An 18,234-nucleotide genomic window follows, 5' to 3' on the forward strand; every position below is an offset into this window, starting at 1 on the left:
GAGGACCCCTCATGGTGCACTACGCGGACGGCAAGCCGCTCGGCGACCTGACATTGAGGACGCTCGCCATGCCGTCGGATGCCAATGCCGCCGGCGACATATTTGGCGGCTGGGTGATGGCGCAAATGGACCTGGCCTGCGGCATCCGCGCGGCCGAACGGGCCAAGGGCCGTGTGGTGACGGCGGCGGTCAAGGAGATGTCCTTCGCCAAGCCGATGAAGATCGGCGACACGCTCTGCATCTACACCCATGTCGAGCGCGTCGGCCGCACCTCGATGACGCTCAAGGTCGAGGCCTGGGCGCAGCGTTATCTCGCCGACCTGATGGAGAAGGTCACCCATGCCGATTTCGTCATGGTGGCGCTCGACGGCGACGGCAAGCCGAAGCCGGTCCCAGCCGAAAGCTGACGGCGAACGCTTTTCCGGACAGGCAAATTTGTAACAACTCTTGCGCGGGACGTGCGTCCGACGACGTCCGATGGTTGCTTCCGCGCCCGAGGGTGCGTGCCGCTGGAGGAAAGACAATGCGTCAACATATGCTGAACGGCTGGCTCGTGGCAGCCCTTCTCGCACTCGCCTGTCTGCTCGGCATAACTGCCTATGTAGAAGTGAAAAAAGAGCTCCCGCGCACGGTGTGGATGCATGGCCTCGGGGCGGAGCAGAGTCAGGGAGCGATGCGCGCAATCTGCTCCTTGGCGCCGCGTGGCAGTACCACGTCAAAAGCCTGAATGGTCGTCTCAGACGCGACCAAAGCCGTCAGGGTCGGGCGGGGCACTAAAGGTTGATGTGCCCTCCGAATACGACAGGTCAAAAAGACACAACTGCAGACTCCTTGCGCAGTCAGCAACGCTGCGACGCGATGCTTGCAACACGTTGAGCTTCAAGGCTTTCAGGGATGCTCGCCATCGAATTTCGCGCGTGCCGCGCGTACTCGATTGGTATTCTTTCGTGCCCATTCGCCGAGCGCGCCAACCGGCACCAGCAACTCGTGGCCGAGCTCGGTCAGCTCGTAATCGACGCGCGGCGGAATGGTCGGAAAAACCTTGCGCGTGACAAAGCCGTCCCGCTCCAGGCCGCGCAAGGTGATGGTCAGCATTTTCTGTGAGATGCCGCCGACGGCCGTGCGCAATTCATTGAAGCGCATCGGTCCGCCGCCCAGCTTGCCGACCACCAAAACGGTCCATTTGTCGCCGACCCGTTGTAGGATTTCCGATACGGCCCGGCAGTCCTCAGTGTTGTACGGGTGCCTCGGTAACAAAAATGTGCCTCCTTGCGCGCCACTTTGTCAGTATCACATATAGCGCCGGTATCCAAACGATACCGAAATTCCCCCGCAAGGAGAGCCCCCTTATGTCCAAACCCAAAATCGCCATTGTCGTCGGTTCGACGCGCGCCGCCCGCTTCGCCGACGTCCCGACGCAGTGGATCGCCAAGATTGCCAAGACGCATGCCGATATCGACGTCGAAGTCGTTGATTTGCGCGACTGGCCGCTGCCGTTCTTCGATGAGGTCGCATCCTCCGCCTGGGCGCCGTCGCAGAACGAGGTGGCGCAGCGCTGGCAGAAGAAGGTCGCCGAGTTCGACGGCTTTATCTTCACCGCGGCCGAATACAATCACGCGCCGACCGCCGTCTTGAAGAACGCCATCGATTACGCCGCCAATGAATGGAACAAGAAGCCGGCCGGTTTCGTCGGCTATGGCAGCGTCGGCGGCGCGCGCGCCGTCGAGCAGCTTCGCCTGATCGCCGTCGAGCTGCAAATGGCGCCGGTCAAGTCGGCAGTGCACATCGCCTGGGGCGATTTCCTTGCGGTCCGCCAGGGCGACAAGAAGCTGGAAGAGATCGAACATCTGAACCAGGCGGCGGCGGCGCTCATCAATGACGTTGCCTGGTGGGCGAAGGTGCTGAAGGCGGCGCGCGCCGCCGACGCGATCGCCAGTGAAGCCCAGGCGGCTTAAGCCGCTTCATCCTCCCAAAATATCATCTACGGGCGGCGCTTGCGCCGCCCCTTTTATTTGCGGAAGCCTCGGTCGTCGACAGACGATCGCTCAAGGATTTCGCTCTGCTGCCGCTTTTATGTCAGACATACTGGAGAAAGTCGGATTTCAATTGGGCATCCTTCGGGCGCAACCTTAGTCGTTCGCGTGAAGTTTGAAACGCCGATCGTCGTAGAAATCCAGATATCCCGAATGGACGGGATCCGCGAGACGGCGGGATTTCATGTAAGCCTGCGCCACCACATGCGGACCGCCTTCAATGGGCTCAACCTCGATCGGGACGCGCAGGTTGCCGGGCTTGCCAACGGATTCGATCCGGTCAAGCCCAGCCAGGGCGCGGTGGTCGACCGCGTAGAGCTCGCCCCTGACGTGGAAGCCGAGACCCGGTTCATTGAACATCATCGGAGCGAAGCGAGGTCCGGCAATCAGCATCGGGAAACGCTCACGGGTCCTGCAGGCACCGATGCACGCGGCCCCGGACAAACCCGCCTTGTGAAGAGGAAACCCTCTCTTCAAGGTTCCGAACACGAAGAGGTTGACGAGCATTCTCCGGAACGCCGGCCGAAGCTGGAAGTTCATCCGTTTTCGCCATGTTCAGGGCAGGTGCAAATCCGCATGACTCAAGAATTCTCAATTATCCTGTCTGCGGACGAAGCCGCGAAAGCGGAGGCCGCCGCGGCGCTCTACCGCTATAACGTCGCCATCACAGGGACGGACGACCGCATTCCCATAGGCGCCGTATTGTGTGATGGCTCGGGCAAAGCTTTGGGCGGCCTATGGGGAAGGACCGAACTCGGCCTTCTGTTCTTGGACATGTTTTTCGTGCCCGCGCATTTACGCGGTCTGTCTTACGGCGCCCGGTTGCTTGCCGCCGTCGAAGAAGAGGCAAAGGCGCGGGGCTGCAGACGCGCCGTCGTGGAGACAAGCAGCTTTCAGGCGCCTGGATTCTACAGCCGCCACGCTTATGTGGAATTCGGCCGCGTTCCGTTCGGGTTCGATGGGCAGGCCCGCGTCTTTCTTCGCAAGGAACTGGCCTGAATGGACGTTGGGAAAACCCGGCAGATCCAGGCTCGCTATCGGCGCGCCATCGGACGGTGGCCGTCGGGCAGGCGGGTGGCGATCAGTTTGTCGATACGGCGGCCGTCGAGGTCGACCACCTCGAAGCGCCAGCCTTGCGCGTCCACGCATTCGCCGGTAGCGGGAAGGTGGTGCAGATGCGACAGCACATAGCCGGCCACCGTCTCGTAGTCGCGGTTCTCCGGCAAGTCGATGCCCAGCACCTCGGCCATCTCGTCAGCCTGCATGTAGCCGGCGAGCAGCCATGAGCCGTCCTCGCGTTTGACCGCGTTCTCTTCCTCGCCCGCGTCGAGGTCCGAGCGGAAGACGCCGGTGATCGCTTCCAGGATGTCGGCCGGCGTGACGATGCCTTCGAAATGGCCGTATTCGTCATGGACGAGCGCCATCGGTACGTCCGATTCCCGCAGCCTTTGCAGCACGTCGAGCGCGTCTGCCTGATCATGGACGATTGGCGCGGTGCGCACATGCTGGCGCGGATCCAACACCCTGCCGGCAAGAAGGGCGGCCAGCACGTCGCGCGTCTGGATGACCCCTATCATGGCATCGACATTGCCGTCGCCCGCAGGCAGGCGCGAATGCTGGCTCTCCATCAAAAGCCGTTTGATGGTCGCCTCGTCGGATTGCAGGTTGATCCAGTCGACCTCGGTGCGCGGCGTCATCACGGCGCGCACAGCGCGGTCGCCAAGGCGCATGACGCCGGCGATCATGCGGCGCTCGTCGGATTCGATGGTGCCGTGATGCTCGGCCTCGGCGACCAGCATCTTGATCTCCTCGTCCGTGACCTTCTCTTCCGCCTCGCCGGCCTGGCCGAGCAACCACAGAACCGCGCGGCCGGAAATGTCGAGCAGAAAGACGAGCGGCGCCGATACCTTGGCGAGAATGGTCATCGCCGGTGCGGCGCGGACTGCGACGCGCTCGGGATCCCTGAGCGCGATCTGCTTCGGCACGAGCTCGCCGACGATCAGCGAGGCGTAGGTGATGACCGCGACGACAATGCCGACGCCGATGGGGTCGGCGATGTTCTCGCGGATGCCCGTCGAGGCCAAATATTGAGCCAGTCGCTCGCCGAGCGTGGCGCCGGAAAAGGCGCCGGAAAGAACGCCGACCAGGGTGATGCCGATCTGCACCGAGGACAGAAACTTGCCCGGGTTGGAGCCGAGCGCCAGCGCGCGGCCGGCACCCCTGACATTGCGGTCGATCATCGCCTTGAGACGGGCCGGCCGCGACGAGACGATAGCCAGCTCCGACATGGCCAAAAGGCCGTTCACCAGGATGAGGGCGGCCACAACGGCGATTTCGACGTATAGCATGCGGCGTCAATAGCATTGCTGCGGTGCATTCGAAAATAGCGGGTTTGGCGTTTTTCGAATTGCGCCGTTTGCCGCTTCGAGAATGCCGGATGCGCTAGGGCAATCGCTTCAACACGCCAACCACCGCCATACCGTCGGTGAAATAGGGATCGCCGCCGCCGTTCCTGCCGTTTTTCGTCGCGCCGATCCCCGGGATCTCGCTGGACGATGTCAGCATGCCTGCGGTGCTGAGGTCGCCGATCAGCAAGTTGCGCTCGGCGTCGATGTCCGGGCCGATATGATGGGTGATGGCACCGGTGTCGTGGCTCAGGCCGACGCCGCGGTCGAAGCTGGCAGCGCCCAGCCAGAGCGGGCGGCCGTCGTCGCCGACGGTATTTGTCTGCCAGAAGCGGACGTGGTGGCGCCGGTCGGCGCTGTCGCCCACGGGCTTTTCGAAAGCGAGGTCCTGGGCGCGGCCTTCAAATAGCAGGCGGCTGATCGGCGCATCGGGATAGGGTCGGGAGAACAGGACGCTCTCGCCGATGTCGATCGCTGTCCTGAGCGTGACGGCGTCGGCCGTGTCCCAGCCGGCCACGGCAAAAGCGTGGACCACCTCCTTCTCGGTGCCGACAAGTCCAACATTGATCGGGTCGCCGGGAATGCCCTGCGGCGTATGCGTCACCATCTCGAAGCGCTGCGTGCGGAAGCCGCGCTCGCGCCACGTCCAGAATTCCGGCGCGGCAAGATAGGCAAAGCCCAGATAGAAAGCACAGAAAGCCGCCAGCCAAATCGCCGCGCGTCGCCTAAGGCTTCGCTCACCCACGAGAGACCACTCCCAAGCCTGTGCCCGGCCCACTCTATGCGGTGTTGGGCCGGTTGGGCAGTAGGCTGAGGGTCAGCGGCAGGCGCGGTAGCCGTTCCTGCGGTTCTTGACGTCGAAGTGAAAGTGGTTGCGGTGGTCGTAATTATAGCCCGGGCCGAGCACCGTGTTGAAATATTGGCAGCCGTCGGCGCGAACATTGTTGAGGAAGCCGCGGGTGCGAAACGCAAACAGGCCAGGCTTGCGAACGTCGATGTCGTTGCCATTGTTGAGCTCGATGCTCATGACATCGAGCGCATTGCCCTTGCCGTGCTCCGACAAGACGCCCTCGCCGGCGATCTTACGGCAGGAATAGCTCGAGCCCTGGTGGATCGCCCTGACGCCGGAGAAATAGCGCCAGCGGGCTGCCGGCACGAGCTCGTTCCTGGTCCAGGCGGCGAAGGTCGCGGCCATGTTGCAGGTCAGTGTCGCTGCCGGTTTCATCTCGACGCTGCCGATGGCTGAAACTTTCACCGGGAAATCGATGCCGCACTGGCCTTCGTGGATCGGCTGGATGTCCTGGTAAACGACGCCAAGCCGTTTCAGTTCATTGCGGCAGTCGATCTCGCTGGCCGGCATCTGCTCGGGCGAAGACAAGGGCTCATCCATGCGCGGATAGGCTGCCTGGGTCAGGTAGGGATCGGACGGAACAAGCCTCTGCATGCCGGAATATTGCGGAGCCTCGGGCATGGCGGAGGTCTGGCTGCCGACGTCGACGGCCGGCTGCAGCGAAAAGACATCGCCGGTGGTGCAGGCCGAGACCGCTGTGATTGCGAGCCCCGTTGTCATTCTGACGGCAACGGAGCGCGCACGAGTGCTTAGTCGCGCCAAGGCGAGGCTGGCGCCAAATATTGCGGCCATCGAAAGGCATCCTGTCCCCGGATGGCACAAGTCTAGTCGGCAAGAGTAAAGGAAAGATCAGCGCCGGCATTCACGCCTGGGGCCGAATTGCGGCATCTGTTCTTCGCACCCACTCATTGGCAGAACGTTCCGCCATTCCGTCTCGGTTCGAGGTCGAAGTGGAAGTGCAGCGCATGGTCCGGATCGCTGCCTGGGCCGAGCACCGTCTTGAACGGCCCGCAGGCGGCCTTGCGGATCGTGTTCAGGAAGTTTGCATCTTTTTCGGGCGGCACCGGGCCGACCTCGATCGTCCTGCCGTCGGAGAGTGTGAAGGACGCGATGTCCAGCGCATTGCCGAAGGCGTGCTCCGAAAGCTTTCCACCACCGTTGCGCGGGCGGCAAACAAAGGCGGAGGCCTGGCCGATCGATTTGAGATCGGCGCCAAATTCGGCCTTCGCGGCGGGTTGGATGACTTCGACGGCAAATCGTGCCGCAGCCTCCGCCATTTGGCAGTTGAGTTCGGCTCCGGCGCCTATACTGATCGATTTTCCTAATGTTTTCATGACGATGGGATAGGGAATGGAGCAGCCGATCTCGGCTTCGTGCTCGGCCTTGTGCTCCTCGAATTCGACGCCGAGCGTCTTGAGGCGCTCACGGCAGGCAACCTCCTCCGCCGGCATCTTGTCGGCTGGCAGCTCAGCGGAGCGCGGATCGGGCAGTATTTTGTTGTCGTGGGTATCAGCCGGCTTTTCAGGTGGCTTTGGTGCGGCAGCGGGCGGCTTCGGTTCCGCGATGTCGGGTCGTTGCGTCGGAATCGGCACCGCAGACGGCGCCTCAGGTTCGCCTTCCGTGTCGGTTGACGGCTCGGTGGCCGAAGACTCGGGATGCTGCCGCTTTCCCTCACGAGACTTTTCTTGATTGATCTGGTCGGATGCGTCAGCGTCCTTTGGACCGGCAGCCTTCTGCTCTTCCAGCGTTGCGGTGCCGGCCTTTTGCGCTTCTGCGGGCCGTGGTTCTGGCACCGGAGCATCGGCGGGCAAGATCGGCTGGTCCTGCGTTTGCTGTTGCACCAGCTTTGGCGCGACTTGCTGCTTGCCGCGCGGTCTCACGCGGTGCTTGATCCTCGGCCGCAGTGGCTGATCGGCCCGCTGCGTCAACGGCTGCTCCATGCGCGGTGTCAGCGGCTGCCTGTGACGATGCTTGGCATCGGCCGGCGTGACCAGCAAAATCCCCGCCGCCAAAGGCAGCGCCAGTCTGCAAAATCCGGAAAAGCTCAGCCTCGCCATCGGCCGGAAACGGGCCGGGCATCGCAAGGTTGCCTTGAACGCTGCGGCGCTGCGATCAAAATCGGTTACCGGTTCGTTACGCGCCGATCGCCTCCAGGCCTTCCTCCAGCCAATCGGCGAGCTGCGGCAGTCCGAGCAGGTACTTTGCGGTGCGCTTGTTGGCGCGCTCGCGCGCGGCCGCCACCGCGTCGATCCATTCGGAAGCTTCGTAGTCGCCGCGGCCCACCCAGGCCAACGCTACGAGCTCGGCCGCTTCATCGACATTGAGGTCGTTGATAAGCTCGCGGAATTCCTCCTCGGTGAGGTCTTCCGATGCCTCCTCGACAAGGCCGTCGTGATGATGATTGTCGTGCCTGTCGCCATCGAACTCGACCTCGTGCTCGGCGCCGTCGTCGTAGTCCTCGTTGACGGCTGCGCTCAGCGCCTTGGCCTTCAGGATGAACAGGCGCACGGTATCCGGGTCGATGGAAAGCTCCCATTCCTTCTCGAGGCGCTGCTGCACTGGCCTTTCTCCTCGTCGTGCGCTCGACTGATGATAGCGGATTTGCGGCCCGCGTCACATCCGTTCGCAGAGGCGATGCGCTCCCCGACCTCCAAATAGTTTGGCTTTTGACAGGTTTTCGGGATGAAACCGCATCGAAGCGGCGTTAATCTGCCGTTGTCACGCTTAAGGAGGCTCCGATGCGCAGACGTTTGCTTGTTCAGGTCTTGGCTGCTGCCGTTAGCCTGCCGCTGTTCGCGGCGCCTGCATTCACCGCCGGCGAGGGCGGTGGCGGTGGCAGCCAGACTACCACTCAATGCAAGAAGGGTCAGGTCTGGGACAAGAAAAAGAAGAAATGCGTCGTGCCGCAGTACGGCATGCTGGATGACGACAGCATCTATGAGGCAGGCCACGACCTGGCGATGGCCGGGCGCTACGACGAGGCGATTTCGGTGCTGACGCTCGCCGCCAACAAGCAGGATCCGCGCATTCTCAACTATCTCGGCTATTCGCATCGCCATTCCGGCCGTGTCACGGTCGGCCTCGGCTATTACGAGGAAGCGCTGCGCATCGACCCCGACTACACGCTGGTGCGCGAATATCTCGGCGAGGCCCATCTGCAAATCGGCGATCTTGCCGGCGCGCAGGAGCAGCTCAAGGAAATCGAGAAGCGGACCGGCAAAGGCTCGCGCGAATACGGCATGTTGTCAGAGCAGATCGAACGTTTCCTGAGGAGCTGATTCTTCTCAGATGCTTTTCGAAGCCGGCTGCGAGCAATCGCGGCCGGCTTTTTGCTGGCGGCATTGCGGATTTAGCGCCGGATGGCCTTGCGAAAGCGGTGGTGATTTTACTGAACATCATTTTTGAGCGTGAAAATCGCGCGGAGATCGCTATATTCAGGGAAATTGTGGTGAAACGGTTCCGTTAGCCCGAGGCTGCCGGACCGTTTTCTTTTTGTACCCAACGACAAGGCTATTCCCGAAAAGCGGGGGTAGTGGCAGGAAAGGTCAGGCATCATGATCAAGGTCCCGATGACAGGCGAGGGGTTCGCGTCATTGAAGGAAGAACTGCGCTGGCGCCAGCAGGAAGAGCGTCCACGCATCATCGAGGCGATCTCCGAAGCGCGCTCGCATGGCGACCTGTCCGAGAATGCCGAGTACCATGCGGCTAAAGAGTCGCAGAGCCATAATGAGGGCCGTATCAACGAGCTCGAGGACCTGATCGCGCGCGCCGAGGTGATCGACGTCTCGAAGCTCAGCGGCGACAAGGTGAAGTTCGGCGCCACGGTCGTGCTGGTCGACGAGGACACCGAGGAAAAGAAGACCTATCAAATCGTCGGCGACCAGGAAGCGGACGTGAAGTCCGGCCGTATCTCGATCTCCTCGCCGATCGCGCGCGCGTTGATCGGCAAGGAAGTCGGCGATGCCATCGAGGTCAACGCCCCGGGCGGCGCACGGGGTTACGAGATCGTCCAGGTGCAATTTATTTGAGGGCTAGACTGGCGTTTCCGATCTAGGCGCCAGCAGCCGCTCTGCTTCAGCCATAACTTCGGCCGGCGTGACTTTGCCGCCGGCGGGCGCCAGCAGTGTCGATGAATAGGGCCCGCGCGGGCCGGTCAGGCCGGGCTCCGTCGCCAGGAATATGGCGACGGTCGGCAGGCCGAAAGCGCTGGCGAGATGGGTGAGGCCGGTGTCGGCGCCGATGACGAGCGTCGACCGGCCGAGGATCGCGGCGACATCCGCTAGCAGCGATTTCGGAACCAGCACCGTTTCCGGCACGGCGCCGGCGATCGCCTCGGCAACACGCTTCTCCGCTTCGTTCGACCAGGTGACGATCGGTGTAAATTGCTGCGACACCAATCGGCGCGCAGTATCGACCCAGTCTTCGACCGGCCATTTCTTGTCTTCGCGGCTGGTGCCGTGCAGCAGGAAAGCCGTTTTACCTTCGACGCCGGAAAGTCCGCCTGCCGGCGGCACTATGCCGGAGCTGAGCGTCGAGAGGTCCGCCTGATACCCCAGCGCCAGGCCGAACAGGCGTCTGGTGCGCTCGATGGCGTGCAACTCGCGCGGCACGGCGTATTTGCGCTCGTAAAGCAGCGTCGCCGAGGGCTCGCGGGCGCTGGAGCGGTCGAAGCCGGCGATCGGCGCGCCGGATTGCTTGGCGACCACGGCCGATTTCAACAGCCCCTGTGCATCGATAACCAGGTCATAGCGGCGCGAGCGAAACGCACGTCGCAGGCCGGCCATCTCGCGCCATGTGCCGCGGTCGAACGGCTTCTTGCGCCAGCGCCGGATCGCCACCTTGTGGATGGTTCCGATCGCGGGATGCAAGGCGACGATGGCGGCAAAGGCCTCTTCCACGCACCAGTCGAAGCTTATGTCCGGGCGATTGCGGAGCGCGTCCTCGACGGCCGGGAAGGTGTGGATGACATCGCCCATCGATGACGTCTTGACGATGAGAACCCTCATGCGGCCGCAGGAATTTCAAGCAACCGGTCGGCGGCGGCGGCGACCCGCGCGACATCGAGCGTCTTAAGGCAGTTGAGATGGCCGAGCGGGCAGACCTTGCTGTGGCAGGGCGAGCAGGAGAGGTGCAGCCAGATCAGTTCCGAACGATCGGTCAGCGGCGGCGTGTTTTCGGGCGAGGTCGAGCCATAGACGGCGACGATTGGCGTGTCGACGGCGGCGGCCACATGCATCAGCCCGCTGTCGTTCGAGACGGCTAGCTTCGCCGCGGCGATCAGATCGATGGCATCCTCCAGCTTCGTCCGGCCGGCAAGGTCGACGGCGCCCGGCGCAAGCCTCGCGATCTCGCCGGAGACCTCAGCGTCGTTCTTCGAGCCGAGCAAGGCGACGCCCAGGCCTTTTGCCATCATCCCGCGGGCTAGCTCAGCATAGTATTCGCTCGGCCAGCGCTTCGCCGGGCCGAACTCGGCGCCCGGCAACAGGGCGACGAATTCTTTTGCACCCAGCCCGAACCGCGCCAGCAGATCGGCCTGATTGGCCACATCGACGGTGAGCTTCGGCGGGCGAAAAGTGCCGCCGCGCGCCAGGCCGAAATAGGCCTGAGCCGTGCGCCGCTTCACCGCATCGGGCAGCGGAACGATGTCGGTCAGCAGGCCGTAGCGCATTTCCCTCAGATGGCCGACGCGGCGCGGAATCCGGGCGAAGAACGGGATCAGCGCCGATTTCCAACTCCCCGGCAGCACATAGGCCATGTCGTAGCGGCCGCGCAGCAGGCGACCGAAGCGCCTGCGGCTGCGGAATTCGAGCGTGCCGGGCATCAATGGAAAGTCGATCTGGGAGCGTATTTCGGGCATGCGTTTGACCAGGGGCGCTGCCCAAGACGGCGCGAGCACGTCGATCGCGGCATTCGGATGCTTTTCCTTCAGCGCCGTAAACAGGCACTGGGCCATCACCATGTCGCCCACCCAGCGTGGGCCGATCACGAGGATCGTTGGGCTTTCAGCCATTGGACATAGTCTCTGACGCCGGTTTCGACGGTGCGGAACTGGCCATTGTAGCCGGCCGCGCGTAAGCGGGACATATCCGCCTCGGTAAAACTCTGATAGCTGCCCTTCAGGTGTTCGGGGAAGGGAACGAACTCGATCTCACCCTTGCCGAGCGTCTCGATTACCGTCTCGGCGATGGCGCGGAACGGCTGGGCGCGGCCGGTGCCGCAGTTGAAGATGCCGCTTGAGCCCCGCTTCCATAGCCACAGATTGACGTCGGCGACGTCGCCGACATGGATGAAGTCGCGGCTCTGCTCGCCGGGGCCGAACCCGCCATAGGCGCCGAACAGCTTCGGGTTCTGGCCCTGCTCGACCTGGTTGAACAAATGGAAGGCGACCGAGGCCATGGCGCCCTTATGCGCCTCGCGCGGCCCGTAGACGTTGAAATAGCGCAGGCCGGCGACCTGCGAGTGATCGGTGTCGAAGACATTGCGGCGGACATAGTCGTCGAACAGCTTCTTCGAATAGGCGTAGACGTTGAGTGGCCGTTCGAATTCGGGCTCTTCGCGAAACTCGCTGCCGCCGCCATAGACCGAAGCCGACGAGGCATAGAGGAAGGGCACGCGCAGTGCCAGGCAGGCGTGCAGCAGGCGCTTCGAATAAGCGTAGTTCACGTCCATCATGAACTTGCCGTTCCATTCGGTAGTGGTCGAGCAGGCGCCCTGATGGAAGACGGCGTCGATGCGGCCCAGCCTGCCATCCTCGAGCCGGGCCGGAAGCTCGTCCTTGTCGAGATAGTCGGCAATGCGGAGATCGGCCAGATTGGCAATCTTGTGGCCGTCGGTCAGATCGTCGACGACCAAGATATCGTCATGGCCTTCGGCATTCAGCGCGGCGACGATGTTGGAGCCGATCATGCCGGCGCCGCCCGTGACGATGATCATCCTGGTGAGCCTTGTTTCGTTGCCGATTCCGGCCCTTATAGGGGAGGCGCGAGAGAGTGTCGATAAAAGGTCGCCGGTTGCGGAGCGTCGGCTACGACGAATGTAGGGATGGATCGGCAGAACGGCTCGCGAGATAAGCTCTGGCGCGCCGAACGATATGTCTTCAGTCGAAGCAAGCTATGGTGCCTTTGAGGGCCGTGGCATGAGCCGTCGGTGTGCGTTCTTGCCGTTGGTATAGCCATGACATCCGATTTAAAGCCCGGCCTTCACTACCTTCAAACCCTGCGGGTCGACGACTCCCTGACGGTTCCGGCCATGGCAACGGCCTTTGCGGGTTTCGCCGACATGCCGCCGGTTTTCGCCACCGCCTTCATGGTCGGCTTCATCGAATGGGCGTGCGTCGAGGCATTGCGTCCGTTCCTGAGCAGCCATGAGAGAACCGTCGGCACCCATGTCGACGTCAGCCATGTCGCAGCGACGCCCGTCGGCATGACCGTCACCGCCGATGTCGAGCTTGTCGCGGTGCAGGGGCGAAAGCTGCGCTTCAAGGTATCGTGCAGCGACGAGAATGGATTGATCGGCGAAGGTTTCCACGAGCGCGCGGTCGTCGACCATGACAAGTTCATGGCGCGTGTTCTTGCCAAATCAGGGCAGACCGGTTCGTCGCCACAGTGAGGCCGCAAAGCTCCCGCTTCAGTCGGCTCCTATCGTGAGGGATCAAGATGCCGTCGACCGAACTGCTTATCGCCTTTTTCGTCACCACGGCTATCTTCGCCTACATTCCCGGACCGGCCATGCTCTATGCCGCCGCGCAGACCATGGCGCGCGGGCGTTGGTCGGGGCTGACGGCGGCGCTCGGCATCCATCTCGGCGGCTATGTCCATGTCCTTGCCGCCGCAACCGGACTGTCGGTGTTGTTCCATGCCGTGCCGCCGCTTTACATGGCGGTCAAACTTGTCGGCGCGCTGTACCTGATCTGGCTCGGTGTTTCGCTGTTCCGCGCCAAGATCCAGGGAAACGGAACGCTTCCTGCCATCGAGCGAAAATCGGCGCGTCGCGCCTTTTTCGAAAGCATCACGGTCGAGGTGCTCAATCCCAAGACAGCAATCTTCTTCATGGCATTCCTGCCGCAGTTCATTGATGCCTCGGCGACCTTGCCGGTTTGGCTGCAGTTCGTGGTGCTGGGAACCATTGTCAACCTGATGTTCTCGTCGGCCGACATCGTTTGCGTCTTTCTCGCCGGCGCCATGATTGCGCGCCTGCGGCGCTCCGGTCGCGCGCAGCGCCTTATGCAGCGCGCAGGTGGCGCCGTGCTTGTCGGTCTCGGCGTCCATGTCGCCTTGCAGAAGAGCTGATCCGTCCGGCGCCTTGGCCGGTGCGCGTGCACCGGCCCGCCGTTGCGCTGGCCCCGATTGCGGTATATCGGCATCGCGAAGAATGAAGAGCGCCGCATTTCCGGCGCTGCAACCCCGATCAAGAACCGCCGTTCTCGGCACGCGCCAGTGAGATGATCAAGCACCATCTGCCTTCCCCGGAGCCCTTGCATCGCACCATCGCCCACTTCGGCGAGGTCACCGTGCTGGTGGTCGGCGATTTCATCCTCGACCGTTTCGTCAACGGCGTCATCGAGCGGATCTCGCCTGAAGCGCCGATCCCGGTTCTGCATGGGCGGGGCGAGGTGGTGGCCCTGGGCGGCGCCGGCAACGTCGTTTCCAACATCGTTTCACTGGGCGGCGCCGCGATCCCGGTGTCCGTGATCGGCGCCGACCAGGCCGGCGACAATCTCATGCGCATGCTCGGCGATCTTGGCGCCGATACGGACGGCCTTGCACAGCGGCAGGACCGCATGACCTCGTCGAAGAGCCGCTTCAGCGCGCTTAACCAGCAGGTGCTGCGTTTCGACGAGGAGGAAATCAAACCGTTGTCCAGTGGCGAGCGGGCGACGCTTGTCGAGCATTTCCAGGCTGCCCTTGCGCGCGCCGATATCGTCATCCTGTCCGACTACGGCAAGGGCATCCTGCTCGACGGCGTGGCGGCCGAACTGATCGCGATCTGCCGCGATGCCGGAAAACCGGTGCTGATCGACCCGAAGGGCCGCGACTATGCGCGCTATGCCGGGGCGACGGCGGTCACGCCCAACCGCAAGGAACTCGGCGAGGCGGTCGGACGCCCGGTCTTCGGCGATGACGAGATCGTCGCTGCGGCACGCGACCTGATCGCCGCGCATGACTTCGAGTTCATCGTCGCGACGCGCAGCGAAAAGGGCATGAGCGTGGTCACCGCGGAGGATGCCCGCCATATCTCCACGCAGGCGCGCGAAGTGTTCGACGTCTCCGGCGCCGGCGACACGGTCATCGCCACCTTCGCGCTGTCGCTCGCCGCGGGCGCCGACCGGGTGCAGGCTGCTACAATCGCCAACGCCGCCGGCGGCGTGGTCGTCGGCAAGCGGGGCACGGCGCGGCTGACAGTGGAGGAGCTTTCCGGCGCGCTGTTCCGCTCGCATGGACCGGTCGCCCACAAGGACGCCATTCTCGACGCCAATGCGGCGGCCAGGATGGTGGCGGCCTGGAAAGAGGAGGGGCTGTCGGTTGGCTTCACCAATGGCTGCTTCGACATCCTGCATGCCGGCCATGTCAGCCTGCTGCACGCCGCGCGCAGCCGATGCGACCGGCTGGTGCTCGGCTTGAACAGCGACGCCTCGGTGCGCCGGCTGAAAGGGCCCGGACGTCCGGTCAACGACCAGCACGACCGCGCCTGCGTGCTCGCGGCGCTCGCCTCGGTCGATGCCGTTGTCGTCTTCGAGGAAGACACGCCGCTCAAGCTGATCGAGGCGCTTCTGCCCGACATTCTGGTCAAGGGCGCGGATTACACGATCGAGACCGTGGTCGGCGCCGACGTGGTGCAGAACGCGGGCGGGCGTGTGGTGCTGGTCGACCTCGTCGCCGGCAAGAGCACCACCAAAACCATCGGCAAGCTGCGCGCCGGCGGCGCGAATTGAGGGTTTCATGTCCGAGCTGAACGACTATCTGGTCCGCTCCGCGGCGGCGATCTCGGCAATGGTCGAGCGCGATCTCACCGGCGAGATGGAGCGCGCGGTGAGCGCGGTCGTGAAGGCGCTGTCACGCGGCAAGGCGCTGCTGATCTGCGGCAATGGCGGCTCGGCGAGCGACGCCATCCACATCGCCGGCGAACTGGTCGGCCGGTTCCTGAAGGAGCGCAAGGCCTACAATGTCATCGCGCTGCCGGCCAATGCGGCGGTGCTGACCGCCTGGGGCAACGATTACGGCTTCGACACCGTCTTCTCACGCCAGGTCGAGGCGCATGGGTCGGAAGGCGCGGTATTGCTCGCTATCTCCACCAGCGGCAATTCGCCGAGCATCCTTGCCGCCGCCGAGCAGGCGCGGGCCATGGGCATGACGGTGATCAGCCTCACCGGCGACACCGGCGGCAAGCTCAAGCCGCTCACAGACATCTTGCTCAGCGTGCCGTCGACCTCGACGCCGATCATCCAGCAGGGGCATCTCTGCCTCTATCACCACCTGTGCGAGGCGGTCGAAGCGCGTCTCAGCAATGGCTGACCGCGAAGGGGATTTTCCGCTCGTCGAGCCCGGCCTGTGGATCGAGCGGATTGGCGCCAAGGCGTTTCCGGCTGGCCTGCCGGCACTGTTTCTAGACCGTGACGGCACCATCAATATCGATACCGGCTATCCTGACGATCCGGACGCCATGGTGCTGCGCGACGGTATCGCGCCTGCCATAGAAGCCGCGAATCGGCGCGGCATTCCGGTCATCCTCATCACTAATCAGTCCGGTATCGCGCGCGGCTATTTTGGCTGGGATGCCTTCGCCCGGGTTAATCAGCGGGTGCTCGAACTGCTTGCCGAGAAGAACGCAGCCGTCGACATGGTGCTGGCCTGCGCCTACCACGAGGCCGGTTCGGGCCCGCTGGCGATCGCCGATCATCCGATGCGCAAGCCCAATCCGGGCATGCTGCTCGAGGCAGGGCGCCGCCTCGGCCTCGATCTCAAGCGATCGCTGATCGTCGGCGACAAGCCGGCCGACATGGAAGCAGGACAGCGCGCCGGCCTCGAGCGCGGCTGGCTTGTCGATGGCGAAGCCACACCGATGGGCGGCTTTTCCGTTTTGCCGCTGCGCGATGTGCGGGACCTGGAAGGTCTGCTCACCGCGATACGATCGCAATGATCGCGGATTGATTCAAAATTGAGCGCCAAACCGCTGTTTTTCCAGCGGCTTCACCGGAAGCCGGCGCATTAAGCCGGAAAGGCGACCAGCCCCTCATCCTTGACCCGGCGGATGGTCAGCGCGGTGCGCACCGTGTCGACATTGGGCGCCGAGGCGAGCTCCTCGATGACGAAGGTCTGGAAGGTGCCAAGGTCGCTTGCCACGCAATGCAGCAGGAAATCGGACTCGCCCGACACCATCCAGGCATCGCGAACGATCGGCCAGCCCCTCGTCCGCTCGGCAAAAGCCTTGAGCTCGGCGTCGGCCTGATGGTGCAGGCCAATCAGGCAGAAGGCGACGACATCCATGCCGAGCGCCGGCGCATTGAGGAGCGCACGGTAACCGCGGATGATGCCGGCCTCTTCCAGTCGCCTGACGCGGCGCAGGCAAGGCGGCGCCGAGATGCCGACGCGGCCGGACAACTCGACATTGGTCATACGACCGTCACTCTGCAGCTCTCGCAGGATCTTCCAGTCGATGGCGTCGAGATCGGCTTTGAGCGGCATGATCGGCTTTCGCGCAAGAATCTTTCGCGATTTTGTAATTTGGTTTCGCGCGCGAGGCCATCCCTTTGCGATGATTTTTCTGCAACTGGCTGCGATATGGCCCTGTATACCACTATGAAGCTTTCCGGGGACGAAGGCCAAGCTGCCTTGCTGGCTTGGCGGGCAGCACTTACATTACCGGCAACAAAACCACGGCCCTCGCGCCGCAGGGGACTTTTTCATGAACACCAAACACGCGCCCGTTCTCATCATCGGCTCCGGGCCGGCCGGCTACACCGCGGCGATCTATGCCGCCCGCGCCATGCTGAAGCCGATGCTTGTCGCCGGCCTGCAGCAGGGCGGTCAGTTGATGATCACCACCGACGTCGAAAACTATCCGGGCTTCGCCGATCCGATCCAGGGCCCCTGGCTGATGGAGCAGATGCTCAAGCAGGCCGAGCATGTCGGCACCGAGATCGTCAACGACATCATCACCGAGGTCGACCTCAATGTGCGGCCGTTTCGCGCCACCGGCGATTCCGGCACCGTCTACACCGCCGACGCTTTGATCATCGCCACCGGCGCGCAAGCCAAGTGGCTGGGTATCCCGTCCGAGCAGACGTTCATGGGCTTCGGCGTCTCGGCCTGCGCCACCTGCGACGGCTTCTTCTATCGCGGCAAGGATGTCGCCGTGGTCGGCGGCGGCAATTCGGCGGTGGAGGAGGCGCTCTACCTCGCCAACCTCGCCAAGAGCGTCACCGTGATTCACCGCCGCAACGATTTCCGCGCCGAGCGTATCCTGCGCGAGCGGCTGTTCAAGAAGGACAATGTCCGCATCATCTGGGATACCGTCGTCGACGAGATCACCGGGCAGCCGGGCAAGGCACCGCTGCCGCCTTCGGTCGACGGCTTGAAGCTGCGCAATGTGGTGACGGGCGAAGTGTCGCGGCTGCAGGTCGATGGCGTCTTTGTCGCGATCGGCCATGCGCCGGCGGTCGAGCTTTTCATCGGCAAGCTGAAGCAGAAGCCGAACGGCTATCTGTGGACGGCGCCCGATTCGACCCGTACCGACGTTCCCGGCGTTTTCGCCGCCGGCGACGTCACCGACGATGTCTACCGGCAAGCGGTTACAGCTGCCGGGCTCGGTTGCATGGCCGCGCTCGAGGCGGAGAAATATCTGGCGGGGATCGAGGTTCACCGCGAAGCGGCGGAATAATCGATCGGCTGAAAAAAGCCGTTTAAAAGCCTGATTTTTCATTCAGACGCCAAAGGCAACACGAGGGGAA

22 protein-coding genes are annotated in these 18,234 nt (G+C 63.4%); 11 read left to right on the forward strand and 11 right to left on the reverse strand.

Going from position 1 to position 18,234, the window contains the following annotated elements:
* The first annotated feature begins 11 nt into the window (after nucleotides 1-11).
* Nucleotides 12-407 carry an acyl-CoA thioesterase gene (locus CK224_RS07580; protein WP_066994459.1) on the forward strand — a complete coding sequence of 132 codons (396 nt, stop codon included), beginning with the start codon at nucleotides 12-14 and terminating at the stop codon, nucleotides 405-407.
* A gap of 481 nt (nucleotides 408-888) precedes the next feature.
* Here the strand turns inward: CK224_RS07580 and CK224_RS07590 are convergent, their stop codons facing one another.
* Nucleotides 889-1,257 carry a helix-turn-helix domain-containing protein gene (locus CK224_RS07590; protein ID WP_066994462.1) on the reverse strand — a complete coding sequence of 123 codons (369 nt, stop codon included), beginning with the start codon at nucleotides 1,255-1,257 and terminating at the stop codon, nucleotides 889-891.
* A gap of 92 nt (nucleotides 1,258-1,349) precedes the next feature.
* Between CK224_RS07590 and CK224_RS07595 the strand changes: the two genes are divergently transcribed.
* A complete protein-coding gene (locus CK224_RS07595) occupies nucleotides 1,350-1,955 on the forward strand; it encodes an NADPH-dependent FMN reductase (RefSeq protein WP_067326641.1) in 606 nt (201 codons plus the stop codon).
* 174 nt (nucleotides 1,956-2,129) lie between these two features.
* Here CK224_RS07595 and CK224_RS07600 read toward each other — a convergent pair whose 3' ends face one another.
* Nucleotides 2,130-2,573: a gamma-glutamylcyclotransferase family protein gene (locus tag CK224_RS07600; RefSeq protein ID WP_095781307.1), complete on the reverse strand. Its 444-nt coding sequence runs from the start codon at nucleotides 2,571-2,573 to the stop codon at nucleotides 2,130-2,132.
* 36 nt (nucleotides 2,574-2,609) lie between these two features.
* Here CK224_RS07600 and CK224_RS32320 point away from each other — a divergent pair, with 36 nt between their 5' ends.
* Entirely contained in the window at nucleotides 2,610-3,032 is a 423-nt protein-coding gene (locus CK224_RS32320; protein WP_095777326.1) for a GNAT family N-acetyltransferase, read from the forward strand.
* Between the two features lie 35 nt (nucleotides 3,033-3,067).
* On the opposite strand, the gene CK224_RS07610 is transcribed toward CK224_RS32320, so the two are convergent.
* From CK224_RS07610 to CK224_RS07630, 5 genes are all read right to left on the reverse strand, one after another.
* On the reverse strand, nucleotides 3,068-4,381 hold the full coding sequence (locus CK224_RS07610; protein ID WP_095781308.1) for a hemolysin family protein: 1,314 nt from the start codon (nucleotides 4,379-4,381) through the stop codon (nucleotides 3,068-3,070).
* Between the two features lie 94 nt (nucleotides 4,382-4,475).
* Nucleotides 4,476-5,183 carry an LssY C-terminal domain-containing protein gene (locus CK224_RS07615; RefSeq protein WP_066994473.1) on the reverse strand — a complete coding sequence of 236 codons (708 nt, stop codon included), beginning with the start codon at nucleotides 5,181-5,183 and terminating at the stop codon, nucleotides 4,476-4,478.
* Nucleotides 5,184-5,255: 72 nt separating this feature from the next.
* Complete coding sequence (locus CK224_RS07620) at nucleotides 5,256-6,008, reverse strand: extensin family protein (RefSeq protein WP_245425815.1); 753 nt, start codon at nucleotides 6,006-6,008, stop codon at nucleotides 5,256-5,258.
* 185 nt (nucleotides 6,009-6,193) lie between these two features.
* Complete coding sequence (locus CK224_RS07625; RefSeq protein ID WP_095781465.1) at nucleotides 6,194-7,228, reverse strand: extensin family protein; 1,035 nt, start codon at nucleotides 7,226-7,228, stop codon at nucleotides 6,194-6,196.
* Between the two features lie 193 nt (nucleotides 7,229-7,421).
* The gene (locus CK224_RS07630; RefSeq protein ID WP_095781310.1) at nucleotides 7,422-7,847 is read right to left on the reverse strand and encodes a DUF3775 domain-containing protein; all 426 of its coding nucleotides are present in this window, start codon (nucleotides 7,845-7,847) and stop codon (nucleotides 7,422-7,424) included.
* 179 nt (nucleotides 7,848-8,026) lie between these two features.
* Between CK224_RS07630 and CK224_RS07635 the strand changes: the two genes are divergently transcribed.
* Nucleotides 8,027-8,566, forward strand: coding sequence for a tetratricopeptide repeat protein (locus CK224_RS07635; protein WP_095781311.1), 540 nt, complete (start codon nucleotides 8,027-8,029; stop codon nucleotides 8,564-8,566).
* Between the two features lie 276 nt (nucleotides 8,567-8,842).
* Nucleotides 8,843-9,316 (forward strand): transcription elongation factor GreA, encoded by a 474-nt coding sequence (greA, locus tag CK224_RS07640; RefSeq protein ID WP_027168132.1) that lies wholly within the window; start codon nucleotides 8,843-8,845, stop codon nucleotides 9,314-9,316.
* Between the two features lie 3 nt (nucleotides 9,317-9,319).
* On the opposite strand, the gene waaC is transcribed toward greA, so the two are convergent.
* The 3 genes from waaC to rfaD are packed head-to-tail and all read right to left on the reverse strand — an operon-like array spanning nucleotide 9,320 to nucleotide 12,221.
* On the reverse strand, nucleotides 9,320-10,294 hold the full coding sequence (gene waaC, locus CK224_RS07645) for a lipopolysaccharide heptosyltransferase I (RefSeq protein WP_095781312.1): 975 nt from the start codon (nucleotides 10,292-10,294) through the stop codon (nucleotides 9,320-9,322).
* Nucleotides 10,291-11,298 carry a lipopolysaccharide heptosyltransferase II gene (gene waaF, locus CK224_RS07650; protein WP_095781313.1) on the reverse strand — a complete coding sequence of 336 codons (1,008 nt, stop codon included), beginning with the start codon at nucleotides 11,296-11,298 and terminating at the stop codon, nucleotides 10,291-10,293. The genes waaC and waaF overlap by 4 nt, the downstream gene beginning before the upstream one ends.
* Nucleotides 11,271-12,221: an ADP-glyceromanno-heptose 6-epimerase gene (gene rfaD / locus CK224_RS07655; RefSeq protein WP_095781314.1), complete on the reverse strand. Its 951-nt coding sequence runs from the start codon at nucleotides 12,219-12,221 to the stop codon at nucleotides 11,271-11,273. The genes waaF and rfaD overlap by 28 nt, the downstream gene beginning before the upstream one ends.
* A 240-nt stretch (nucleotides 12,222-12,461) precedes the next feature.
* On the opposite strand from rfaD, the gene CK224_RS07660 reads away from it, so the two are divergent.
* The 5 genes from CK224_RS07660 (at nucleotide 12,462) to CK224_RS07680 (ending at nucleotide 16,424) form a co-directional block, all read left to right on the forward strand.
* Nucleotides 12,462-12,896: a thioesterase family protein gene (locus tag CK224_RS07660; protein ID WP_066994491.1), complete on the forward strand. Its 435-nt coding sequence runs from the start codon at nucleotides 12,462-12,464 to the stop codon at nucleotides 12,894-12,896.
* Nucleotides 12,897-12,943: 47 nt separating this feature from the next.
* Nucleotides 12,944-13,576, forward strand: coding sequence for a LysE family translocator (locus CK224_RS07665; RefSeq protein ID WP_095781315.1), 633 nt, complete (start codon nucleotides 12,944-12,946; stop codon nucleotides 13,574-13,576).
* 152 nt (nucleotides 13,577-13,728) lie between these two features.
* Nucleotides 13,729-15,219 (forward strand): D-glycero-beta-D-manno-heptose-7-phosphate kinase, encoded by a 1,491-nt coding sequence (rfaE1, locus tag CK224_RS07670; RefSeq protein WP_082980447.1) that lies wholly within the window; start codon nucleotides 13,729-13,731, stop codon nucleotides 15,217-15,219.
* Nucleotides 15,220-15,226: 7 nt separating this feature from the next.
* Nucleotides 15,227-15,799 carry an SIS domain-containing protein gene (locus tag CK224_RS07675; protein ID WP_095781316.1) on the forward strand — a complete coding sequence of 191 codons (573 nt, stop codon included), beginning with the start codon at nucleotides 15,227-15,229 and terminating at the stop codon, nucleotides 15,797-15,799.
* The gene (locus tag CK224_RS07680; protein WP_095781317.1) at nucleotides 15,792-16,424 is read left to right on the forward strand and encodes an HAD family hydrolase; all 633 of its coding nucleotides are present in this window, start codon (nucleotides 15,792-15,794) and stop codon (nucleotides 16,422-16,424) included. Before CK224_RS07675 ends, CK224_RS07680 begins: the two co-directional genes overlap by 8 nt.
* A 68-nt stretch (nucleotides 16,425-16,492) precedes the next feature.
* On the opposite strand, the gene CK224_RS07685 is transcribed toward CK224_RS07680, so the two are convergent.
* Nucleotides 16,493-16,969 carry an Lrp/AsnC family transcriptional regulator gene (locus CK224_RS07685; protein ID WP_066994506.1) on the reverse strand — a complete coding sequence of 159 codons (477 nt, stop codon included), beginning with the start codon at nucleotides 16,967-16,969 and terminating at the stop codon, nucleotides 16,493-16,495.
* 220 nt (nucleotides 16,970-17,189) lie between these two features.
* Between CK224_RS07685 and trxB the strand changes: the two genes are divergently transcribed.
* Entirely contained in the window at nucleotides 17,190-18,164 is a 975-nt protein-coding gene (gene trxB / locus CK224_RS07690; protein WP_095781318.1) for a thioredoxin-disulfide reductase, read from the forward strand.
* Nucleotides 18,165-18,234 lie beyond the last annotated feature (70 nt).

The sequence above is a fragment of the Mesorhizobium sp. WSM3862 genome (genome assembly GCF_002294985.1).
In the GTDB taxonomy this organism is placed as follows: domain Bacteria; phylum Pseudomonadota; class Alphaproteobacteria; order Rhizobiales; family Rhizobiaceae; genus Mesorhizobium.

Excerpts from the sequence above, each read along its gene's own strand:
- CK224_RS07665 (WP_095781315.1), top strand. The coding sequence starts at position 12,944 with ATGCCGTCGACCGAACTGCTTATCGCCTTTTTCGTCACCACGGCTATC.
- waaC (WP_095781312.1), bottom strand. The coding sequence starts at position 10,294 with ATGAGGGTTCTCATCGTCAAGACGTCATCGATGGGCGATGTCATCCAC.
- CK224_RS07660 (WP_066994491.1), top strand. The coding sequence starts at position 12,462 with ATGACATCCGATTTAAAGCCCGGCCTTCACTACCTTCAAACCCTGCGG.
- trxB (WP_095781318.1), top strand. The coding sequence starts at position 17,190 with ATGAACACCAAACACGCGCCCGTTCTCATCATCGGCTCCGGGCCGGCC.
- CK224_RS32320 (WP_095777326.1), top strand. The coding sequence starts at position 2,610 with ATGACTCAAGAATTCTCAATTATCCTGTCTGCGGACGAAGCCGCGAAA.
- CK224_RS07635 (WP_095781311.1), top strand. The coding sequence starts at position 8,027 with ATGCGCAGACGTTTGCTTGTTCAGGTCTTGGCTGCTGCCGTTAGCCTG.
- CK224_RS07685 (WP_066994506.1), bottom strand. The coding sequence starts at position 16,969 with ATGCCGCTCAAAGCCGATCTCGACGCCATCGACTGGAAGATCCTGCGA.
- waaF (WP_095781313.1), bottom strand. The coding sequence starts at position 11,298 with ATGGCTGAAAGCCCAACGATCCTCGTGATCGGCCCACGCTGGGTGGGC.
- CK224_RS07600 (WP_095781307.1), bottom strand. The coding sequence starts at position 2,573 with ATGAACTTCCAGCTTCGGCCGGCGTTCCGGAGAATGCTCGTCAACCTC.
- CK224_RS07595 (WP_067326641.1), top strand. The coding sequence starts at position 1,350 with ATGTCCAAACCCAAAATCGCCATTGTCGTCGGTTCGACGCGCGCCGCC.
- rfaD (WP_095781314.1), bottom strand. The coding sequence starts at position 12,221 with ATGATCATCGTCACGGGCGGCGCCGGCATGATCGGCTCCAACATCGTC.
- CK224_RS07680 (WP_095781317.1), top strand. The coding sequence starts at position 15,792 with ATGGCTGACCGCGAAGGGGATTTTCCGCTCGTCGAGCCCGGCCTGTGG.
- rfaE1 (WP_082980447.1), top strand. The coding sequence starts at position 13,729 with ATGATCAAGCACCATCTGCCTTCCCCGGAGCCCTTGCATCGCACCATC.
- CK224_RS07610 (WP_095781308.1), bottom strand. The coding sequence starts at position 4,381 with ATGCTATACGTCGAAATCGCCGTTGTGGCCGCCCTCATCCTGGTGAAC.
- CK224_RS07580 (WP_066994459.1), top strand. The coding sequence starts at position 12 with ATGGTGCACTACGCGGACGGCAAGCCGCTCGGCGACCTGACATTGAGG.
- greA (WP_027168132.1), top strand. The coding sequence starts at position 8,843 with ATGATCAAGGTCCCGATGACAGGCGAGGGGTTCGCGTCATTGAAGGAA.
- CK224_RS07620 (WP_245425815.1), bottom strand. The coding sequence starts at position 6,008 with ATGACAACGGGGCTCGCAATCACAGCGGTCTCGGCCTGCACCACCGGC.
- CK224_RS07675 (WP_095781316.1), top strand. The coding sequence starts at position 15,227 with ATGTCCGAGCTGAACGACTATCTGGTCCGCTCCGCGGCGGCGATCTCG.
- CK224_RS07625 (WP_095781465.1), bottom strand. The coding sequence starts at position 7,228 with ATGGAGCAGCCGTTGACGCAGCGGGCCGATCAGCCACTGCGGCCGAGG.